The sequence below is a fragment of the Paenibacillus sp. SN-8-1 genome, from assembly GCF_050995535.1.
Taxonomy (GTDB): domain Bacteria; phylum Bacillota; class Bacilli; order Paenibacillales; family Paenibacillaceae; genus Fontibacillus.
The window spans coordinates 3,249,487-3,267,375 of sequence record NZ_CP194782.1 but is presented as its reverse complement, the minus strand read 5'-3'; the positions used below and the strand labels follow the sequence as shown (position 1 = coordinate 3,267,375).

The following is a 17,889-nucleotide window of genomic DNA, read 5'->3' as shown; positions in this document are numbered from 1 at the left end:
CGTACTTATAGAGGGGGAGAAGGATTGGACACAAGAGGACTAATGGGTGGATTATATAAAATTACGGAATGGATCACGCGGATTGCGGCAAGCAATATATTATGGCTGATATGTTCGATCCCGTTCTTTTTCGTAGTAATTAATAAGATCTTACTTTTTCAGACAATGCCAAACCAGCCGGAGACACTAACTTATTGGTTAATGGCTGTATTGGCACCGGTTACATTGTTTCCGGCTACGTCGGCGTTATTTGCGGTTACTCGCAAATGGGTGATGGGTGAAGAGGATGTTTCGGTCTGGCGCACGTTCTTTAGAGGTTATAAAGAGAACTATAAGCAAAGTCTTATCGGGGGCATCTTCTATACGCTGCTATGCGTAATTATGATTGTCGATTATAAAGTGTACATGAATATGGATCAGTTCCCGGGTGCGAAGGTAATCGGTATTGTGATGCTGATCTTCATGTTTATCTTATTTATATCATTATTTAACTTTTTCTCCATGGTCGTTCATTATCACATGGGGATCAAGCAGATTATTAAGAACTCAGTTCTTTTAACAATGGTACGTCCACTGCGCATGCTTTCTACTGTAATCTGTGCTGGGGTTCTAGTCGCGATCACTATTAAATTTTTATTCCTGATCCTGGTTGGCCTTGGGAGCTTAATGGCTTTTGTCGCGTTCTTCAACTTCTACGGTACTTATACGAAAATGCAGGAAATGGCTGATAAGCAAAATCAAGCCGTAGAGGATAAGCTGGATGATGAAGAGACAGACTCGTTCAACTCAGAAGAAGTTAAGACAGATAAATAACCGTAGGGATAGGTTGAATTCTCCGGGTGAAATTACCAATGATTTTGCTTGTTGAATGAGTTTACTTTTCAGATGTAAGCGTCTATAATAGCAATACATCCTGCGATGTGCGTTTCGATTATACTTTGTTTTGAACCAATGAAGATGTCTTGGGAGATCAATATTGCAGCGCAGCTGATAAGCCCTATCTATATGATTAGGGGACTTCAAAAACGCTTCTGAGGTCACCCACCTGCCAATGCAGGTTCTAAGACAATGTGATCGGACGGCATAAGCGGGATTCCTTATGATCCTAAGTGAGCATCTCCTTATTCATGATGAATATGGAGGTGCTTTTTTGCGTTTATTTCTATGTGTTCAAATGACTTTTGTTTGCTGTCTAACAATGTTACACTATAGAGAGCGTATACAAATTACAGATTGATCCGCACGGACTGAAGGAGGAAATTCATTGTCACTCAAGAGAACGGTGGTCGGGCTGCTGCGAAGCCAGGAAGGAAGCAGCGACCGAGCGAAACTGCCTGAACTAAAAACACGCTATTATCAATTATCCAAGGAAAAAGCATGGGAAGAAATATCTTCTACAATTAAGAAGATTCCTGGGTATAAGCTGCTTCATGAGGTTCCTACTGTAGGGGAGATTCTACTTGAGAAGCGGAGTCCTTTCGGACGTATGATGGATATTACCGTATCCGTTATTCAGACAGGGCCGATGAGAGCTGCTGTTGATATTTATTCGGCTTCACGCGGGTCTATGGGGGATCTTGGATCGAACTACCGGAATATCGTTCAGATATTTGGGGTGCTTGACAAGAAGCTTAGTAAATACAAGACAACAAGTGGGTAAATGTGTACAAAAAAACGGGCCAAGGATAAGCCTTCCTTGTGCCCGTTTTATTTATTAGATCAGTTCCTTGACAGCTGCAAGAGCTTTGTCATAGTCCGGATGCTCAGTCATCTCGTTAAGATATTCGACATAACGGATTTTGTTGTCAGCATCTACAACGAAGATAGCGCGATAGTCGATTGCAAACTCTTTAATCAAGACACCGTAGGCTTCGCCAAAAGAGTTGTTCTTGTAATCAGACAATGTGATTACGCCTTCAATACCTGAGGCACCGCACCAGCGTGCTTGAGCGAATGGGAGATCTGCACTTACTGTAAGAATTACGACGTTATCTCCCAGGCTATCAGCTTCCTGGTTGAAGCGGCGGGTTTGGGCGTCGCATACGCCTGTATCGAGTGAAGGGACAACACTGATCAGCTTGATTTTGCCAGCATAATCCTGCAGTGAAGCTGTTTCAAGCAGGTTCTTGTTCAGTGTGAAATCCGGTGCTGTATCGCCGACTTTCAGCTCTGGACCTACCAAAGTGATCGGATTGCCTTTGAATGTGGCTGTTTGACGTTCTTGTGCCAAATAAATCTCCTCCTTAAATGGTTTTACATGCCAAAATACATTATAATCTTTTTAAAAAGCGCTTGTCCAATGTTAGGATATTATTTATGTGGAAAGGTGATATAATTGATCTTCATCCGCTATGAGAACTTGAAGAGTTATTTACGCTATTATCCCGTTACTTCTCTGATTATGCTGATAAATGTTATTATGTTTCTCGTTGTTACTTTTAATGGGAATGACTTGCTTAAATTTGGGGCACTTACTAACGATATAGCGTATGAGCATGAGAAATGGCGATACCTGACCGCAATATTTCTGCATGATGGGTTTGATCATATTTTGTTTAACAGCTTCGCGCTTTTGGTATTTGCTCCTCCGATGGAAAGAATGCTCGGCTCCTGGAAGTATGCTCGGCTCCTGGAAGTATGCTCTGCTCTACATAGGGAGTGGCCTGCTTGCCAATGCGTTAAGTATGGCTTATTACAACTATCATATGGAGCCTACCCTAACGGTCGGTGCATCAGGGGCAATCTATGGGGTGTATGGAGGCTTTCTATATGTGGCCTTGCTTCAGCGGCAATTCATGGATGATGCTTCCCGCAAGACGCTCTATGCTATTCTAATGGTAGGCCTTGTTTTCTCGGTTATTGTGGATAATATCAACTGGATGGCTCATCTGGGCGGGCTAGTCACGGGTTTCTTCATATACGGTATCTTGATTCGGCTGACAAGAGGTCGTTGAACTAGATGCAGCGTGCGTGGTAAAGTAAGTCTGAATTTATGGTTGATTATTTAGTTAGTGGAGTGCGTAAAGAGCAGAATGGAGAGGTTTAGGAAGTGGAGTTAAGACAACTGCAGTACTTTGTAAAGGTAGCCCAGAAGGAGCATGTTACGAAGGCGGCGGAGGAGCTGCACGTGGCTCAATCTGCAGTTAGCAGGCAAATTCATCAGCTTGAACAGGAGCTGGGGGTTGATTTATTTATTCAAAAGGGGAGAAATGTCCACCTGACTGCGGTGGGACAGCTATTTTGCAGCAGAGTAGAGGCGATTATCAAGGACCTCGAGCTTGCAGTTAATGAGGTGCATGAGTTTCTTGATCCTGAGCAGGGAGAGATCAGGCTTGGGTTTCCTCATAGTCTAGGCATTCATTTGATACCAAGCATTGTAGCAGAATTCCGCAAAATTTACCCGAATGTGAAGTTCAGGTTCAAACAAGGTATGTTTCCATCTCTGATACGGGATGTGACCATGGCTGAGGTTGATCTTGCTTTCATCTCGCCTTTCCCGGAGAGCCATGATCAGGTGCAGGGAAATCTCGTCATAACGGAGGAGCTAGTAGCTATACTGCCGCCAAATCACCCGCTCGCAGGGGAAGAGACAATCCACCTGAATCAACTCAAGGATGATAAGTTCATTTTGTTCAGCAAAGGTTACTCGCTTAGGCCGATTGTATGGCAAGCTTGTCTTGAGGCGGGATTTTCGCCTAAAATTGCTTTTGAGGGAGAAGAGACAGATACCATTCGCGGTCTGGTTGCTGCGGGGATGGGCGTTAGCCTTTTGCCGGAAATGGCATTATTCCAGACCAATCTGCTTCAACCGGCAAGGGTGAAGATTTCGAACCCCAGGGTGACGCGCACCATTGGACTGATACATCGTTCAGATGACAAGCTGCCGCTTGTGGCTCAGTCATTCCGTAGATTTTTGCTTGAGTATTTTGCATCGGCACCGAAATAGATTCTTAGCACACAAAAGAACCTCCCCAAAAGGGAGGTTCTTTGTTCGTCTGAGGGTTAATCGCGATTGCTGGTGAAGATAAGAATATAACGAATCAACTCAAGCAGAGCAACAAGGGCAGCAGCTACATAAGTCAGTGCAGCAGCGTTCAATACCTTAGCCACACCGCGTTCTTCTTCATTCGTAATATATCCCTGTGAAACCATGACTTCTCGTGCTCGGTTACTCGCATTGAATTCAACGGGCAGGGTAACAAGTTGGAAAGCTACCGCTGCAGAGAAGAAGATAATGCCAAGACCAACCAGATTCATTAATCCGAAGATAAATCCGGCTAGGAGAAGGAACGGAGCAAATCCGGAAGCAAAATTTACGACCGGGAACATTCTGTGACGAAGAACCAGCATTGGATAGTGAACTTTATGCTGTATGGCGTGACCTACCTCGTGACAGGCAACGGATACGGCCGAAATGGATCTCTCATAGTAGACGGGCTCGGACAGACGAACGACACGTGCGATCGGATCGTAATGGTCTGTAAGCGTTCCTCTAACGGGTTCAACCGGTACATCATATAGACCGTTGGAATCGAGCATATGCCTTGCTGCTTCCTGACCGGTCATTCCACGTAAGTTAGGGACCTCGGCCCATTTCTTGAAAGTCCCGGATACTCGGAATTGAGCCCATAAAGAGAATATAAAAGCAATAATAATAAGAATATACATCCCGTCAAAATACATTGTTCATTCCTCCAACCGTGAAATTAGGTAAATGGCCCATGATTAAGCAGAATACGGATGGCTTCTATACAGGCCATGCTTTGAGGCATCAGATGAGTAAAAGCACGGTTGATTTGATTAGGCTGAAGCTGGGAGATGATGGGCTCCAGTTCCTTGACTTCACGCTCCAGCTGCTGCATATGAATCTCCAGCGCGGTTAGCTTCTCCGTGACCTCTTCCTCACTGCTGATATTATTCCACAGATCCAGTTTGGCCCGTATTTCTTCCAACGTATATTTCTCCTGTTTCATTTGGTTAATACGCTCAAGTCTTACCAAAGTTTCATGATTATAGAGACGGTAGTTCTTAAGTGTACGGGACTCTGGTGTGATTAGTCCCATCTTCGTATAGTAATCAATCGTTCTTTCGCTCACATTGGCGTGTTTGGCCAATTCACCTATGCGGTAAAGCTTCATATCTCCAATATAATCACTCCCTAAATTCTCATATCCAATCCCTCTATATAGGTTGTTCTTTCTACAATAAATTGGTGGAATGAACGATCCTCTTATAAATGTATAATACACGATTCAAAAGTATACAGTCAAACGTTACGCTTTCATAAAAAGAGTGAAAATCAAACGAACATTACATATATATAACATTATAAGTTATGTATTTATTATTTTTTAGCCTATTTTAACAATTTTTTATTGTACTTTTTGTTAATAAGGTTTTATAATCACATTAACAAATAGAATTATGTTAGATAACATGACATTAAGGAGTGGGTCTTCAATGAAGAGGAAGTGGATCGTTGGTTTAATTACGGCAATATTGATTATGGCTTTTCCAGTATCTGCTTTTGCAGCCGATGAGGTTACAGCGCCGGTATTGGAAATTGGCCTTAATACGATGTTTGTGTTCTTGGCGGCCTTGCTTGTGTTCTTCATGCAGGCTGGCTTTGCCTTATTGGAAGCCGGGTCTGTAAGAATGAAGAATGCAGGTCACGTTGCTGGCAAGACCGTATTGACTCTGGGTATATCCGTAATCGCCTTCTGGGCGGCGGGATTTGCATTCGGATTCGGGAACGGGAACAGCTTCTGGGGAACAACCGGGTTCTTGTTTAGTGGAGATAGTGCTGCGGGTTCATTCGCCTCGCTGGCAGCATCTGATGTCTCCTTGAACGTGAAGTTCCTGTTCCAGCTGTCATTTGCAGCAGTCTCTCTTGCTATAGCGTGCGGGGGGATGGCAGAACGTGCGAAATTAAGCGTATATATTATTTTTGGAACATTGTTTATGATCCTTATTTATCCCGTTGTTGCTCACTGGGTATGGGGTGGTGGCTGGCTCGGAAGCTTGGGTATGCAAGACTACGCTGGTTCTACGGTCGTGCATTTGACTGGTGCAACGGCGGCACTTGCTGCCACGTTCCTGCTTAAACCGCGTCTTGGAAAATATAATAAAGAAGGCAAACCAAACGTAATTCAAGGACATAACCAAGTGTTGACGGTACTTGGCGTTATTATTATCTGGATCGGATGGTTCGGCTTTAACCCTGGTAGCGCACTGACCCCACTCGGCGATGGATTCTTCGGTTATGTAGCTCTTACAACCAATATTGCCGCAGCCGCAGGAGCATTGGCAGCATTGTTTATTTCATGGGTATTTGCAGGTAAGTCGGATATTTCCAGTATGCTTAATGGTGTGCTTGCTGCATTCGTAGCTATCACAGGTTCATGTGCATTTGTAGATGCATGGGCAGCGGTAGTAATTGGTGCGGTAGCAGGAATCATTGGTTTCTTGTCTGGAAAATGGTTGGAGCGTGCAGGACTTGATGATCCTATCTCAGCCGTATCTGTGCACGGCATCGCCGGTATTTGGGGGGCGATCTCCACAGGTCTGTTCGCTACACCAGAACTGGTGGCGACGACGGGAGTGGGTAAGCCCGGCTTGTTCTATGGCGGTGGATTCGATCAACTCGGCGTACAGCTTCTGGGCGTTGCTGGAACCTTTGCCTTCGTTCTGGTAGCTTCGTTCCTGGTGCTGGCTGGTATGAAATGGCTGATCGGCATTCGGGTTACCGAGGAAGAGGAAATGATGGGACTGGATATTAGTGAGCACGGCGCTTATGGTTACCCTGAACAAATGCAAGCACTTGTAGGTGATATGGGTACAGAGCCTGCATTAACTCGCAGTTCATCGGAACTTGGATCAATTAGTGTAATTAAATAAGTGATATTAATCAGGGAGAGGGAGTGGGGCAGTCATGTCAGAAGCGCTGGCCTATGAGAATAACTATGCGGGCATACGTGCAGCTTCCTCCCCCCGTACATTACGGGCAGAGAGAATCAAAGAACAAAGCCGATTATTGGAGGGCTTTAGGACACTGCCTACGCCGGAGTGGAACCGTGCCGTTAACCGAATGCATGATGAAGTGATGATTCGTTCAGCCTATCTGGCGGAAAGAGTAATGGAAGCTGAGGGAATTGGCGTACCGCCTGTCCCTTATGCCTTTGTTGCATTCGGCAGCGGAGGACGCTCTGAGCAGACGCTATGGAGTGATCAGGATAATGGCCTGATTATCGGTGAAGGCGGGGGAGAGCGAAGCGAGATTTACTACAAATATTTTGCTGCCACTTTATCTAAAATATTGGAAAAGGTCGGATACCCGCCTTGTCCGGGGAACGTTATGCTGTCTAATCCGGTGTGGCGTCACACCCTGAGTGGGTGGAAGAGACAGCTGCAGGGCTGGCGAGATGAGCTGCAGTGGGAACAAATGAGGTATTTGAATATTGCCTCGGATATGAGGTTTATTGCAGGGAGTAGTGGACTTGAGGTTGAGTGGAAGAATATCTTCCAGAAGGTGATGGAGCCCAGCGATATGCTGACAGCTGCATTACTTCGTGGGACGGTTAGGCACAAGGCAGGGTTGAACGTTCTGGGTCAAGTGATCACCGAGCCTTTTGGAGAGCATGCTGGAAGCTTTGATATTAAGTATGGACTCTACATGCCGCTTGTGAACGGGCTGCGCTGTATTTCACTTCAATATGGCATTCAAGAGACGTCAACGATAGAGCGCCTGCGTAAATTAATCCAGCTGGAAGCGATCCCTGGCCAATGGCTGGATGCCTGCCGTCACTCTTTTCATACTACGCTTAAGTTAAGATCGCTAACTTCGTATTCAGTCTACGAAGGCATGCTTCAGGGCAGTTCATATTTGAGCCCTTCTCTAATGAAGCAGAAAGATGTTTTGCGTGAGCTAAGAGAGAGCCTTGGTGCAGTAAAGCTGTTGTACAGAACCCTTCAGAGACAGCTGCGGTTCTCGGAAAGGAAAGGTCTATGAGAGAGCCTGCGAAGAGAAGCGGAGGTTTCTGGGACGCGCTGAAGGCACGATCGATTCCTGCTTCCTTGGCTTCAATGACAGGAAGTTCTAGTGTTCAGCAGATTGCTTTTATTAGATCGCTAACCAAAGGGCAGCGGAGGCCGGAGACTCTGCATATCCCGCTAACTGAACTGAAGACGGCTGTATTTGATCTCGAAACTTCGGGTTTCCATACCCGTTATGGGGATGAAATACTATCTTTTGGTGCTGTGAAAATGGAAGGTGACCGAATTACCGATCAGACATTTCATGCGCTCAGCAGGCCTTCTCAGCCGATTTCTAAATCGATTATGGAGCTGACCGGTATTACCCAGGAAATGTCCAATCAGGCTCCTCCGCTTGTTGAGTCTCTTCATGATTTCATGTCTTTCATCGATGACAGAGTTCTTATCGCCCATGGGAGCGCACACGATAAATCTTTCCTTAACCATGCCCTCTGGAGAACGACGAGGACACATTTGGAGCACCGGGTTCTGGATACAATGATGATCGCGGGCAAGCTGGAGCCAACCAGAGGCATTACAAGTCTGGATGATTGGTTAAATGTCTACGGAATCGAAATTACCGTACGTCATCACGCATTAGAAGACTCCAAGATGACCGCCGCCTTATGGGCGGCGCTTATCCCGAGACTGAGACAGAAGAAGGTATTAACTCTAGGGGACTTATATGTTTTTCTAAGCAAGAGTTAGAGGTTCTAAAGTGAATAATCCATTAGGTTGACGGTGAACTGTGTAAGCGCCAATTTCGGCGTCCGGTTCACCGTTTATTGTGGTTCGTGAGGCAATCAGGTATAGAGGTACCATTTCCCCAAATAGCTGCAGTTGTAATAAATCCTCCGCAGAAGGCTCAGGAGATGAGGAAGGATGGGTATGGAATATGCCAAGCAGCCTTGGATTGAAGCTGGAAGTAATCCATCCAGTAGGATCTAGTGTGAATTTGTGCATCGGATTACTCGCTGTATTGCGGATCGGCTGGAAATGATCAATGACCCATCCGTCGTCTGTCTGACTGCCAAGAAGTGCCCCGCAGCCTTCTTCAGGAAAGACTCGGTATAAATGAGTAACTAATAATCGACGTGTTTCGGGCGTTATAATACATTTCTGTCTGGATTGAAGATGCATGGTATTCGCTCCTTTTGAATCTATATGGAAAGTGTAATCCATCTATTTATAGGATGCCTGTAACAAATTGCGCATTAAGGGTACAATAATAGAAAAGTATAAGAAAATACCCTAATGCAAAGGAAAGAGATCAATGAGACGAAATGGCTTCATCCTGCTTGGAATTGCTCTGCTTCTCGGTGTGGCCTTATATCAAAACTCGAATCAAGGAATCCTGTCCTGGTTCAGTTCCGAGGACAAGCAGCAGCCTTCACTAAGTGCAACAGCATTAGCCAAAAGTGGCCTGAAGCCAGGCGCGGCCGCTCCTTCATTTACATTAACAGGCCTTGACGGGAAGACGTATCAAGTAGGCGGGAAGCGTGATAAGCCACTGCTTGTCAACTTCTGGGCTTCATGGTGTGATCCTTGCAAGGAAGAAGCGCCAGATCTGGTCAAAATGGCTGACAAGTACAGCCAGAGCCTTGATGTCTATAGTGTCAATGTTACCATGTACGATCAGCTTTCTAAAGCGAAGGAGTTTGTCCGGCAGTACAAGATGACCTTCCCCGTCCTTCTCGATGAGAAGGAAGTCGCTTATCGTAAGTACAACGGGGTTGCCTTCCCGACGAATGTGTTAATTGATCGTAATGGCGTCATTCAGGATGTTATTATTGGAACGCTCTCTGCTGAGCAATTGGAACAAAAATTAGAAAATTTGGTTAAAATGTAATAAAATGTATTACTGTTTGTGAATAAGGCCCGACTTCTCCTGAAAGAGGATTAGTCGGGCCTTTGATGTCAGTTATACATTTTATATGATGTCGTCATCCAAAATCAATGGTTCACTAGTCCGCCCCGCTGTGCTGAGACTTCCTGGTTCTCAAGTTGGGTCTCCCCAAGAAGGGCATAGCGAATACTATCAACAAGCGCTTCCCAGCTGGCTTCGATCACATTGCCGGATACGCCCACAGTGTTCCAAGAGGTTGAGAGGTCGCGAGATTCAATAAGAACCCGTACCTTGGAAGCTGTAGCATCCATTTCATCCAATACGCGGACTTTATAATCGGACAGATGCATTTCGTTTAAGCGCGGGAAGTAGGTAATAAGTGCTTTACGAAGTGCGTTGTCCAGCGCGTTAACGGGTCCGTTACCTTCAGCTGCTGTATAGACGCTGGAACCGCCGATATTGATTTTGACAAAAGCTTCCGATACAACAGGTCTGCCTGCTGTTTTCTCAACTAACATCTTAAAGGACTCGAATACGAACAATTCCGTCAATTCACCGTTGGCCTGCCTTAGCAGCAGTTCAAGAGAAGCATCGGCCGCTTCGAACTGGTAGCCCTGATGTTCAAGATTTTTGATCCGGTTAATCACTTCTTTGGTCTCTTCATTGCTCGGGTCAAAGTCAATTCCCATATCTTGAGCCTTGGAGAGAATGTTGCTCTGACCGGCGAGTTCGGAGACGAGAACCCGCTGCTTGTTCCCAACGGTCTCAGGCGCTACATGCTCGTAAGTACGGGAATCCCTGAGAATGGCCGATACATGGATGCCGCCTTTGTGGGCAAAGGCTGAGGTTCCAACATAGGGTTGATTATTAGGCATATGCACGTTGGCAATCTCGCTGACATAGCGGGCAGTGTTTGTGAGCTGGGCTAATTTGGCAGGTTCAAGCACTTCATAACCCATCTTGAGCTGTAGATTAGGGATGATACTGCAGAGATTGGCATTTCCGCAACGCTCGCCATATCCGTTCATCGTACCTTGAATTTGCTTAGCCCCTGCTTGAACCGCGCTAAGAGAGTTCGCTACAGCCAGTTCGCAGTCATTATGGGTATGAATTCCTAGCGAGGAGCCTGTAACACTTCCTGCCAGAACGGATACAATATTATGGACTTCATGCGGCAGGGTACCGCCGTTCGTATCGCACATGACGAGCCAGTCCGCTCCGGCTTCCTCAGCTTTCTTCATGACGGCAAGCGCATATTCCGGATTGTTCTTGTATCCATCGAAGAAATGCTCGGCATCAAAGATGACTTCGAGTCCTTTCTGCTTTAAATAGGCAATTGAATCATAGATCATAGCCAGATTCTCTTCCAGCGAGGTCTGGAGGGCAGTATGGACATGGAAATCCCATGACTTCCCGACCAATGTCGCTGCCTGGACACCGGATTCAATGATGCGGTTCAAGTTCGCGTCCTGATCTGCGATGCTGTCTTTCCGGCGTGTGCTGCCAAAGGCAACGATCTTGGCGTTTAGTCCCAGGCTTTTAACCCGTTTGAAGAATTCGATATCTTTATTATTGCTCCCCGGAATGCCGCCTTCAATGTAGTGCACACCTAGCTGATCGAGCTTCGTGGCGATCTTTAATTTGTCGTCCGCAGACAAACTGATTCCTTCGCCTTGTGTGCCGTCGCGCAAGGTTGTGTCGAAGATGGATAAGGCCTTTGACATAGTGGAGAGTCCCCCTTTAAAAGTCATGAAAAGTTATCGTTATTTTTGGTATAATGAAATATTATATCATTTGTTTTTTTAAATGTAACACGGATTCGGATTTTTTGCATAAAACCGTTATTTTTTCTGAAATGAGGGATTCCGGTGAGGAACGTGGAGGATTATTATCCCGCTAAAGGCCGGGTCATATTACATATTGATATGAACGCTTTCTATTGCTCGGTTCATGAGGCCGAGGAGCCGGACAAATATAAGAATAAGCCGACAGCTGTTGCGGGGAGTGTAGAGCTTCGTAAGGGCGTCATCGTGACCTGCTCGTATGCTGCCCGGCATCTAGGAATTTCAACAGGCATGCTGGTGAGCCAGGCGCTTAAAATTTGTCCGGATTTGATTGTAATTGCTCCAAATTTTCATCTATACCGCAAGTATTCCAAAGCCTTCATGAATATTGCCTATGGATACACCCCCCTTCTTCAAGCCGTCTCCATTGATGAGTGTTACCTGGATATAACGGGCTCGAAGCAGTTTGGCACCCCGCTGGAGATCGCGCAGGAGATCCAGGAGAGAATTATGATGGAGCTTGGGCTTCCATGCTCCATTGGCATTGCTCCGAATAAGCTGCTGGCCAAGATGGGGTCGGATATGAAGAAGCCAAATGGAATTACCGTGGTTCGGATTAGGGATGTGCCGAAGCTTCTATGGGATAGACCGTGCGGTGAAATGTATGGAATAGGCAGGAAGACAGCGGAGAAGCTCCAGCGGATGGGAATCTATACTCTGGGCCAGTTGGCCGGAACAGATGAACGAGTGCTGTCAGAACGATTTGGGGTGATGGGGCTCTGGATGAAGCAGGCCGCATACGGCATTGATGATTCTCCTGTGAAAGAGGACCAGGGCAAGAATAAATCAGTCGGTCACACAACCACGCTCCCGAGAGACATCAGCAGTATGGAAGACGTCTCCCGGGTCATGCTGAACCTAGCCGACCAGGTAGCTCGGCGGCTCCGAAGACAGCATATGATGGCTCAGACCGTACAAATTACGATCCGCACACCGGACATGAAGACAATTACCCGCTCTCAAACTTTGGGCAGGCTAACTGAGAATATGGATGACATCTACCGGGAAGCCTGTAAATTGTACAGCAAGCACTGGAAAGAGGACCGCCCTGTACGGCTTCTCGGGATTACACTTCAGAACCTTGTTCCCAAAGAGGAATCCGCGCTTCAGCTCGACCTGTTCGATTATGAGAAGCAGCCGAAGAAAGAGCAGCTTACCAAGGCTATGGATATGCTGAGGGACAAGTTTGGAGAGAATGCCGTACTTACTGCAGGTATGCTTGGCGATGACCCTTCCACGCTAATTCGAAACCACAAGATTCGGGGGACCTCGCTGCAGACGGATTTTCTGCGTGAGAAGCGGGAAGAATGATAATGATTATCACTGGTTGGCCCGCTGAAATCATTTGAAATTGTGGTTATATTATATTATATTGAACATGGTGGAACGCACCGGACTTGTACCGTCTTATATTAGGAGGCAGATTAATATGGCGAAATATACTTGGGTTGAGAAAGACACTTGCATCGCGTGCGGCGCATGCGGCGCAACAGCTCCAGATATTTACGATTACGATGATGAAGGTTTGGCAGAAGTTATCTACAAGAATGACGCCAACCATGGTAACACGGAAATTGGTGAAGATCTGTATGATGATCTGCAGGACGCTTGCGATGGCTGCCCGACAGATTCCATAAAGATTGCTGATACTCCATTTAACAAAGAGGGCTAAGACCCTTCTATAGCAGTTCTTGCTGACCAGGAGACATCTTCCGCCAACTAGGTGGAGGGTGTCTCTTTGTCTTTGTAAGTTGCCAGTCATAATAAGTTATTATTTAGGCTTCACTCATGGGTAATAAGTCTTGTCTTTCCAATCTGTTCCTTTAGACTCTGATTTGTTCCTGGCCCTCTGCCGATAAATAAATAGAAATATACATATTGGCATGGAAAATAATGGGCTTTTTATGGGATTAGCTCTATAAATTAAGGGGGTTTCGATGAATCCGTCATACCTCAAGAAATATGTGCAGATGCATCCGGGCAACAAAATGGCATGGTATTTGCTCGGGAAGGAATACGAAAGAGGCGGGCAGGCAGGGAAGGCCAATTACTGTTTTAATAAGGCTGGTCAGATCTACGAGGCGTTTGAAAGCAGCAAAGTTCCTGCAGAAGTATGGAAAGAGTATGAAGCAAGGCTAATGGAGGCATCTGCCCAAAAGGAGAAACGGAGTAAGCGCAGACGCAAGCTGCTCCTCGCTCTTATGTTCTTGTTGCTAATGATCATCCCCACTATGGATGATCCTTGGATTCATACGGATGCTGCAAGTTCAGACTATGATCCATCCGTGGAAGAACTATATACTCTGCCTGAAGTGTCTATGGACGAAGCAACCCCAGTTCTACGCAAAAAAGCCTCCTTGGCGTTCACAGCGCGCCCTCTTGGAGATGCTTCCAGGAGGGCGGCGGCTGTAGGAGAGCTGCTGGGTAGTACGAAGCCCAAGGCTCGTTTAACTGCGGTACTTGGCATGGAGCAGAAGGGACGCTGGCTGCTGTGGAAGCGGAATATGCCTGTGATGTTTACGGTTGAGCGCGATGCGGCCAGCGGCAGATCCGCTGTGCAGGCTTTCGATGCGAAGAGCTGCGATTGCAAGCCGCCGGATGCCGGACCGCTTCGGAAGAAAGCGCGGCAGTGGACGAAGGAGCAGGAAGCGTATGCGGTGGTGTCTTCAGCAATCCGTCATTTTACACAAAAAAATGGACATCTCCCGGTAGGAATAAGCGAGCTGGCCAAGCCCTATCCGAACAACTGGATTGCCGGAACCAGCCCGGAGCTCGAACAAGCCTTCAAGCAGGCACTTCAGCATGCTAAGCAACAGATCGATGCCGAGAAGAGCTTTATCCCTCCCAGCGCTGCATCAGGCAGCAATGCCAACTCAAGTCAAAGTAAGGCAGCAGCCGCAGGACAAGAGCCCTTCTTTGTTCAGCCGTTGGCAATCCTGGTTGATAAGAGCAGTCATCAGCTTGCCTTGGTAAGCGGGAATGTGGTTGTTCGAAGCTATACGATAGGCCTTGGTGGTGATCGAACCCCAGAAGGTACCTATGTCATCACGGAGAAAGTCATCAATCCGAATGGGAGAGACAATGGGGAATTTGGCAGCCGCGGTATGCAGCTTTCGGATACGAATTATGCCATCCATGGGACGAATGAGCCGGACAGTGTCGGGAAGGATGAATCGAAGGGCTGTATTCGAATGAGCAAGGAGGATGTGGAGGAGCTGTTCGATCTTGCTCCGGCCGGAACCAAGGTAACGATTGGAAAGGGGACTGTGCCTGATCTCGGGGGGAGTTCAGATGAACGTTTTGTTATCCCGGACAGACAGAATCAGACCAATCCCCGTAAGACGTATCATTGGTTGAATTAGCCCTTGCTCCAGATCAGGAGTACGGTAAATACAATCACGATGGCAATTAATATAGAGCCGCTCCAGATTAACGCCTTTTTGTTTACTTCTTCTTTCTTTTGATGAAGTGTTGGCGGTTTGCGTTTGGTGGACATAGAGCTTACCCCTTTCATAACTCTTCTACATACAATATTAGAAAATCAAAAGCCGTACATTTTTATTGTAATGGCTTTCAATCTGAATATCTATATGGTTTGTCCTTGAATTCATGGACCTTTGTTCAAGACTTTTCTTTTCACTTAGAAAACGCTAAACTGGGAAATGGGGCAAAATGTCCACCCGAGATAGGAACGGAGTGAGTAAACAGTGTTATATCGCAACGTGGGGAAACCCGTATTCTTCCGAATAGATCCCGAGAAGGCACACCATTTAGTGATCGGCGGATTACATAAAACGGCCAAGATGCCGGGAGGCATTTCGCTTCTCAATAAATTATACGGTGTGAACGAAACACCGGATTTGGCAGTTGATTTGTTCGGCATCCATTTCCCGACACCGGTCGGTTTGGCTGCTGGTTTGGATAAGAACGCGGAAGCAGTAGAGGGATTCTCCTCGATTGGCTTCGGATTTATGGAGGTTGGAACTGTAACGCCTGTCGGTCAGCCGGGTAATGATCAGCCGCGGTTGTTCCGTCTGCCTCCAGACGAAGCTTTCATCAATAGAATGGGCTTCAATAACAAGGGTGCGGAGGCGATGGCGAATACATTGGCAGCTCTGCCGGCCCGGCGGATTCCTATTGCCGTGAACATCGGCAAGAACAAAGTGACTCCGAATGAAGAAGCGCATCTGGATTATGAGAAATGTATTTCCGCTCTATATCCGCATGCTGACTTTTTCGTGGTTAACATCAGTTCACCCAATACACCGGATCTTCGCGCGCTTCAGCATGGGAGTGAGCTTGCTTCCTTGTTGTCTTCGGTGATGCATGAGATGAAGGTTCATAATGAGAGATCAGGAAAGTCCAAGGCGGTTCTGGTTAAGATAGCTCCGGATGTGAGTGATGAGGAACTGGAATATATGGTGGATACCATTGCAGCAAGCGGCGTATCGGGGATTATCGCAACCAATACAACCATTTCCCGCGAAGGTCTTACGCACACGAATGCCAAGGAGACTGGTGGACTTAGTGGACGTCCGCTGAAGCAGCGCTCCACCGAGATCATTTCAAGAATATACCGTCAGACCGAAGGTCGGCTGCCGATCATTGGATCTGGGGGCATCTTCAACAGTGAGGATGCCTATGAGAAAATTCGTGCCGGCGCAAGCCTGGTGGAGATATATACCGCGCTAATATATGAAGGACCGGAGATAAATCGCCGGATACACCGCGGATTACGCGAGCTGCTCGCGCGTGACGGGTTCACCCATATATCTGAAGCGGTAGGAGCCAACCACCGTTAAGCGCGCCGGGAGCTAGAGAGGAGCACACAGAATGGATGGCAGAGATTGGGGAACATTTTTGCTTCCGTATGAACAGGCTGTAGAAGAGTTGAAAGTTAAATTCAAGACCATGCGATCCGAGCTTAAGAAACGGGAAGAGTATGCGCCGATTGAATTTGTAACTGGAAGGGTTAAGAAAATATCCAGCATCCTGGATAAGGCCAAGCGCCTAAATGTATCTATGGATCAACTGGAGACTGGAATTGAAGATATTGCGGGAATCCGGATCATGTGTCAGTTCGCTGAGGATATCCGGAGAGTGGCTGAATATATTCGCAATAGAAAAGACCTGAAAGTCTTGTATGAGAAAGATTATATTACTAATTACAAAGACAGCGGCTATCGCAGCTTCCATATGATTGTGGAGTATCCGGTACAGACAGCTCTAGAACAGAAGATGGTGCTGGCCGAAATTCAGATTCGCACACTGGCTATGAATTTCTGGGCTACGATCGAGCACTCTCTGAATTATAAATACCGTGATAGCCTGCCCGAAGACATGCGTGAGCGTCTGAAGAAGGCTGCCGAGGCCGCCTTTGTCCTTGATAATGAGATGTCCAGCATCCGCCAGGAAATTCTCGATGCGCAGAAATCGTTCGAGGACGATTCTAGTCTAGTGACCCAAGCATTGAATTCCATACATCAGCTGTATTTCTATCATCTCGTCAACGAAGCGATTGATGCTCAGCGGCGGTTCAATGAGCTTTGGGAAGCGAAAGACCTGGCTTCAATGAAAGATCTGGTTGATGAAGTTAAAGCTCTTCTGAAGGCCGCACGCAGGGCGGAGAGCACGGATGAAGTATGATCCGCTCTATATAGCGTATCTTATCTATTTCAACCGGGATCGTGATTATTTCGAATGTCATGAGGTTCTCGAAGAATTGTGGCTCGCCCGGAATCGTGAACCTCTGTATAAAGGGCTGCTTCAGGTGGCGGTAGGGTTATTTCACTTCCGCAGAGGAAATATTAAAGGCAGCTATAAGATGCTTCAGTCAGCATCGGATAAGCTTCAGAATTATGCGGATGACAGCCTGGGGATTAATTTGGCCAGATTGAAAGAAGACATAAGGCAGCTAGTGGATAAGCTGGACCATTATCAAGCGGAGCCCGTCCAATACTACGACTTCACCATTCAAATTATAGATTCTGAACTGAAGCGTGCTGTGGATATGGTTTCTTCGGAACTTATGCCTAACATACCGATTCAAATTCATCCTCAGCGTGGAGAGAAGCATGCGCTGCGGGATCAGAAGAACAACGATAAATAATCTCACGGCCCGCTGCTTGCAAATCTGGCAGCGGGCCGCTTGCGAATTAGAGAGGGTGT

At 46.7% G+C, this 17,889-nt stretch carries 20 protein-coding genes, 1 other RNA gene and 1 pseudogene; 16 read left to right on the top strand and 6 right to left on the bottom strand.

The features are described from left to right. Positions 1 to 24: 24 nt before the first annotated feature. From ACRRNK_RS15935 to ACRRNK_RS15925, 3 genes are all read left to right on the top strand, one after another. Entirely contained in the window at positions 25 to 813 is a 789-nt protein-coding gene (locus ACRRNK_RS15935) for a YesL family protein (RefSeq protein ID WP_433943698.1), read from the top strand. Positions 814 to 907: 94 nt separating this feature from the next. Then, positions 908 to 1,098, top strand: a non-coding RNA gene (gene ssrS, locus ACRRNK_RS15930) — 6S RNA. Between the two features lie 166 nt (positions 1,099 to 1,264). After that, positions 1,265 to 1,660 carry a DUF1499 domain-containing protein gene (locus ACRRNK_RS15925; protein WP_433943697.1) on the top strand — a complete coding sequence of 132 codons (396 nt, stop codon included), beginning with the start codon at positions 1,265 to 1,267 and terminating at the stop codon, positions 1,658 to 1,660. A gap of 54 nt (positions 1,661 to 1,714) precedes the next feature. Here the strand turns inward: ACRRNK_RS15925 and tpx are convergent, their stop codons facing one another. Further along, positions 1,715 to 2,230 carry a thiol peroxidase gene (gene tpx, locus ACRRNK_RS15920; RefSeq protein ID WP_433943696.1) on the bottom strand — a complete coding sequence of 172 codons (516 nt, stop codon included), beginning with the start codon at positions 2,228 to 2,230 and terminating at the stop codon, positions 1,715 to 1,717. Positions 2,231 to 2,401: 171 nt separating this feature from the next. On the opposite strand from tpx, the pseudogene ACRRNK_RS15915 reads away from it, so the two are divergent. The 3 genes and pseudogenes from ACRRNK_RS15915 to ACRRNK_RS15905 form a co-directional block, all read left to right on the top strand. Beyond that, positions 2,402 to 2,569, top strand: a pseudogene (locus tag ACRRNK_RS15915) (rhomboid family intramembrane serine protease); the annotation flags it as partial. 49 nt (positions 2,570 to 2,618) lie between these two features. Further along, positions 2,619 to 2,954 carry a rhomboid family intramembrane serine protease gene (locus tag ACRRNK_RS15910; protein ID WP_433943695.1) on the top strand — a complete coding sequence of 112 codons (336 nt, stop codon included), beginning with the start codon at positions 2,619 to 2,621 and terminating at the stop codon, positions 2,952 to 2,954. 95 nt (positions 2,955 to 3,049) lie between these two features. Then, complete coding sequence (locus ACRRNK_RS15905; protein ID WP_433943694.1) at positions 3,050 to 3,946, top strand: LysR family transcriptional regulator; 897 nt, start codon at positions 3,050 to 3,052, stop codon at positions 3,944 to 3,946. Positions 3,947 to 4,002: 56 nt separating this feature from the next. Here ACRRNK_RS15905 and ACRRNK_RS15900 read toward each other — a convergent pair whose 3' ends face one another. Both ACRRNK_RS15900 and ACRRNK_RS15895 read right to left on the bottom strand, forming a co-directional pair. After that, positions 4,003 to 4,683 (bottom strand): zinc metallopeptidase, encoded by a 681-nt coding sequence (locus tag ACRRNK_RS15900; RefSeq protein ID WP_433943693.1) that lies wholly within the window; start codon positions 4,681 to 4,683, stop codon positions 4,003 to 4,005. Between the two features lie 23 nt (positions 4,684 to 4,706). Next, positions 4,707 to 5,138, bottom strand: a complete 432-nt coding sequence (locus ACRRNK_RS15895; RefSeq protein ID WP_433943692.1) for a MerR family transcriptional regulator — start codon at positions 5,136 to 5,138, stop codon at positions 4,707 to 4,709. Positions 5,139 to 5,460: 322 nt separating this feature from the next. On the opposite strand from ACRRNK_RS15895, the gene ACRRNK_RS15890 reads away from it, so the two are divergent. Genes ACRRNK_RS15890 through ACRRNK_RS15880 form a run of 3 tightly spaced genes read left to right on the top strand, consistent with a single transcriptional unit; the run spans position 5,461 to position 8,739 of the window. Then, a complete protein-coding gene (locus tag ACRRNK_RS15890; RefSeq protein WP_433943691.1) occupies positions 5,461 to 6,897 on the top strand; it encodes an ammonium transporter in 1,437 nt (478 codons plus the stop codon). Between the two features lie 34 nt (positions 6,898 to 6,931). Then, positions 6,932 to 8,008, top strand: coding sequence for a DUF294 nucleotidyltransferase-like domain-containing protein (locus tag ACRRNK_RS15885; protein WP_433943690.1), 1,077 nt, complete (start codon positions 6,932 to 6,934; stop codon positions 8,006 to 8,008). Further along, positions 8,005 to 8,739 carry an exonuclease domain-containing protein gene (locus ACRRNK_RS15880; RefSeq protein ID WP_433943689.1) on the top strand — a complete coding sequence of 245 codons (735 nt, stop codon included), beginning with the start codon at positions 8,005 to 8,007 and terminating at the stop codon, positions 8,737 to 8,739. Before ACRRNK_RS15885 ends, ACRRNK_RS15880 begins: the two co-directional genes overlap by 4 nt. Here ACRRNK_RS15880 and ACRRNK_RS15875 read toward each other — a convergent pair. Next, a complete protein-coding gene (locus tag ACRRNK_RS15875) occupies positions 8,725 to 9,171 on the bottom strand; it encodes a M67 family metallopeptidase (RefSeq protein ID WP_433943688.1) in 447 nt (148 codons plus the stop codon). The genes ACRRNK_RS15880 and ACRRNK_RS15875 overlap by 15 nt on opposite strands. A gap of 133 nt (positions 9,172 to 9,304) precedes the next feature. Between ACRRNK_RS15875 and ACRRNK_RS15870 the strand changes: the two genes are divergently transcribed. Beyond that, positions 9,305 to 9,880, top strand: a complete 576-nt coding sequence (locus ACRRNK_RS15870) for a TlpA family protein disulfide reductase (RefSeq protein ID WP_433943687.1) — start codon at positions 9,305 to 9,307, stop codon at positions 9,878 to 9,880. Positions 9,881 to 9,984: 104 nt separating this feature from the next. Here the strand turns inward: ACRRNK_RS15870 and cimA are convergent, their stop codons facing one another. Further along, positions 9,985 to 11,601, bottom strand: a complete 1,617-nt coding sequence (gene cimA, locus ACRRNK_RS15865) for a citramalate synthase (protein WP_433943686.1) — start codon at positions 11,599 to 11,601, stop codon at positions 9,985 to 9,987. Positions 11,602 to 11,745: 144 nt separating this feature from the next. On the opposite strand from cimA, the gene ACRRNK_RS15860 reads away from it, so the two are divergent. The 3 genes from ACRRNK_RS15860 (at position 11,746) to ACRRNK_RS15850 (ending at position 15,083) form a co-directional block, all read left to right on the top strand. Next, on the top strand, positions 11,746 to 13,032 hold the full coding sequence (locus tag ACRRNK_RS15860; RefSeq protein WP_433943685.1) for a DNA polymerase IV: 1,287 nt from the start codon (positions 11,746 to 11,748) through the stop codon (positions 13,030 to 13,032). Between the two features lie 118 nt (positions 13,033 to 13,150). Continuing rightward, positions 13,151 to 13,393 carry a ferredoxin gene (locus ACRRNK_RS15855; RefSeq protein ID WP_251375774.1) on the top strand — a complete coding sequence of 81 codons (243 nt, stop codon included), beginning with the start codon at positions 13,151 to 13,153 and terminating at the stop codon, positions 13,391 to 13,393. A 265-nt stretch (positions 13,394 to 13,658) separates the two neighbouring features. Beyond that, on the top strand, positions 13,659 to 15,083 hold the full coding sequence (locus tag ACRRNK_RS15850) for a L,D-transpeptidase (protein ID WP_433943684.1): 1,425 nt from the start codon (positions 13,659 to 13,661) through the stop codon (positions 15,081 to 15,083). On the opposite strand, the gene ACRRNK_RS15845 is transcribed toward ACRRNK_RS15850, so the two are convergent. Further along, positions 15,080 to 15,217, bottom strand: coding sequence for a hypothetical protein (locus ACRRNK_RS15845; RefSeq protein WP_433943683.1), 138 nt, complete (start codon positions 15,215 to 15,217; stop codon positions 15,080 to 15,082). The genes ACRRNK_RS15850 and ACRRNK_RS15845 overlap by 4 nt on opposite strands. A 211-nt stretch (positions 15,218 to 15,428) precedes the next feature. Between ACRRNK_RS15845 and ACRRNK_RS15840 the strand changes: the two genes are divergently transcribed. Genes ACRRNK_RS15840 through ACRRNK_RS15830 form a run of 3 tightly spaced genes read left to right on the top strand, consistent with a single transcriptional unit; the run spans position 15,429 to position 17,830 of the window. Beyond that, the gene (locus ACRRNK_RS15840; RefSeq protein ID WP_433943682.1) at positions 15,429 to 16,523 is read left to right on the top strand and encodes a quinone-dependent dihydroorotate dehydrogenase; all 1,095 of its coding nucleotides are present in this window, start codon (positions 15,429 to 15,431) and stop codon (positions 16,521 to 16,523) included. Positions 16,524 to 16,554: 31 nt separating this feature from the next. Then, the gene (locus ACRRNK_RS15835) at positions 16,555 to 17,367 is read left to right on the top strand and encodes a GTP pyrophosphokinase (protein ID WP_433943681.1); all 813 of its coding nucleotides are present in this window, start codon (positions 16,555 to 16,557) and stop codon (positions 17,365 to 17,367) included. Further along, positions 17,357 to 17,830 (top strand): DUF309 domain-containing protein, encoded by a 474-nt coding sequence (locus tag ACRRNK_RS15830; protein ID WP_433943680.1) that lies wholly within the window; start codon positions 17,357 to 17,359, stop codon positions 17,828 to 17,830. The genes ACRRNK_RS15835 and ACRRNK_RS15830 overlap by 11 nt, the downstream gene beginning before the upstream one ends. The last annotated feature ends 59 nt before the right edge of the window (positions 17,831 to 17,889 follow it).